Origin of the sequence: Promicromonospora kroppenstedtii DSM 19349, from assembly GCF_000515355.1 — a bacterium.
GTDB lineage: Bacteria > Actinomycetota > Actinomycetes > Actinomycetales > Cellulomonadaceae > Promicromonospora > Promicromonospora kroppenstedtii.
On the sequence record NZ_KI911641.1, the window covers coordinates 1,083 to 3,210 of the forward strand.

Annotated in this window: 2 protein-coding genes; one reads left to right on the forward strand and one right to left on the reverse strand. The window is 74.9% G+C overall.

From position 1 onward, the window contains the following. On the reverse strand, positions 1-870 hold an 870-nt coding region (locus PROKR_RS07715; RefSeq protein ID WP_084800311.1), incomplete at its 3' end, for a glutamyl-tRNA reductase. A gap of 49 nt (positions 871-919) precedes the next feature. On the opposite strand from PROKR_RS07715, the gene hemE reads away from it, so the two are divergent. Then, on the forward strand, positions 920-2,005 hold the full coding sequence (gene hemE, locus PROKR_RS07720) for a uroporphyrinogen decarboxylase (RefSeq protein ID WP_036961571.1): 1,086 nt from the start codon (positions 920-922) through the stop codon (positions 2,003-2,005). Positions 2,006-2,128: the final 123 nt, after the last annotated feature.

Below are 2,128 nucleotides of genomic sequence, written 5' to 3' on the forward strand. Positions count from 1 at the left end.
GTCGCCCGACAGCCCCTGCGGCAGCACCGCCTGGCCGCCGAGGTTCCCGGCCGCCACGGCGCCGAGCTGCTCGTCGTCGGACTCCGTACGCGCCGCGAGCACTCGCCCGCGGGCGCCGCTGCAGCTCACCACGATATCGGCGTCGGCGAGGGCCTCGACGAGCGAGTCGACCGGGCGCACGCCGTGCGACTCGGCGAAGGCCGCGGCCCGACCCGACTGGGAGAAGACGCCGATGTCCTCGCAGCCGCGGGCCCGCAGGGCCGCGACCGAGGCACCCGCGTACGAACCGGTGCCGATCAGTACGGCGCGCGCGCCGTCCCACGGCGGCAGCTCGGTCTCGGCGAGGTCCAGCGCGAGGGCGACGACCGAGCGGCCCGCCGCGCCGAGCTCCGTCTCGGTGCCGACGCGCTTGGAGGTGCGCGACGCCGTCTGGAACAGGAGCTCGAGGGTCTTGGAGGTGGTCTCCTGCTCGCGGGCGATGGCCAGCGAGCGCTTCACCTGGCCGGCGATCTCGCGCTCGCCCACGACCATCGCGTCCAGGCCCGACGCCACGGCGAAGAGGTGCTCGGTGACCTCCGGCCCGGTGCGGACGGTGAAGCTGCGCGCGGCGACGTCGCCGGTCACGCCCGACGCGTGGGCCACGAGCTCGGCCACGTGGCGCGTCGCGTGCTTCACGCTGTCGCCGCTGAGCGGCGCGTCGACGTCGAGGTAGAGCTCGAAGCGGTTGCACGTGGAGATGACCACGGCGCCGGCGACGGGGCCGCACGTGCCCACGACGACACGGCCCACTGACGACGAACCCGTGGACAGGCGCTCCAGCGCGTCGAGGTCGAGCTCGCGGTGGCTGGCGGTGAGGGAGAGGAGAACCACAGTGCTCCAACTTTATGCACCGTGGCCGGGCAGGGCAGAATCGGGAAGCGTGAAGTCCACCACGATCACCCCTGCCCACCCGCTCGCCGACGGGCGGACCACCGCCGCACCTCTCGTGCAGGCGCTCCGGGGTGAACGTCCTGGTCGCACGCCTGTCTGGTTCATGCGGCAGGCCGGCCGCTCCCTGCCCGAGTACCGCGAGGTGCGCCGGGGCACCGGGATGCTGGAGGCCTGCCTGCGGCCCGAGCTCGCGGCCGAGATCACACTCCAGCCCGTCCGCCGGCACGGCGTCGACGCCGCGGTCTTCTTCTCGGACATCGTGGTGCCGCTCAAGCTGGCCGGGGTGGGCGTGGACATCACGGCGGGCGTGGGCCCGGTCATGGACCAGCCCTACCGCACGGCCGAGGACGTCGCCCGGCTCACCTCCCGCACGCTGGACGACGACGCGCTCGCGCCCGTCCGGGAGGCCGTCGCTCTGACCGTCGCCGAGCTGGGGTCGACACCGCTCCTCGGGTTCGGCGGCGCGCCGTTCACGCTGGCGGCCTACCTCGTGGAGGGCCGCCCGTCGCGCGACCACCTCGCCGCGCGCACGCTGATGCACGCCGACCCCGAGACGTGGGACGCGCTCGTGACGTGGACCGCCGACCTCACCGGGTCGTTCCTCCGGGCACAGGTCGAGGCCGGCGCCAGCGCCGTGCAGCTGTTCGACTCGTGGGCCGGCTCGCTGTCCCTGGCGGACTACACGTCGCGGGTCGCCGCGTCGTCGACCCGGGCGCTGTCGTACGTCGCCGACGCCGGCGTGCCCGCCATCCACTTCGGCACCGGCACCGGGCACCTGCTGCCCGCGATGCGCAAGGTCCTGGCCGACGCCGGCCTGACCGACCACGCGGTGGGCATCGACTACCGGACGCCGCTCGACGAGGCCGCGGCGCTGCTGCCCGGCGTCCCGCTGCAGGGGAACATCGACCCCGCGCTGCTGGCCGCCCCGTGGGACGTGCTGGAGGCGCACGTGCGCGACGTCGTCTCGCGCGGGCTCAAGGCGCCCGGGCACGTGGTGAACCTGGGTCACGGCGTGCCGCCGGACACGGACCCGACGGTGCTGACCCGCGTGGTCGAGCTGGTCCACTCGTTGTGACCTCGTCGGGCGCGGCTCACGACGGCGGTGCCGGGGAGGCAGGACGCGCCGTCGAGGTGGCCGACGCGGTCGTCGTCGGGGCCGGGATCGGCGGGCTGGTCGCCGCGCACACGCTCGCCGGAC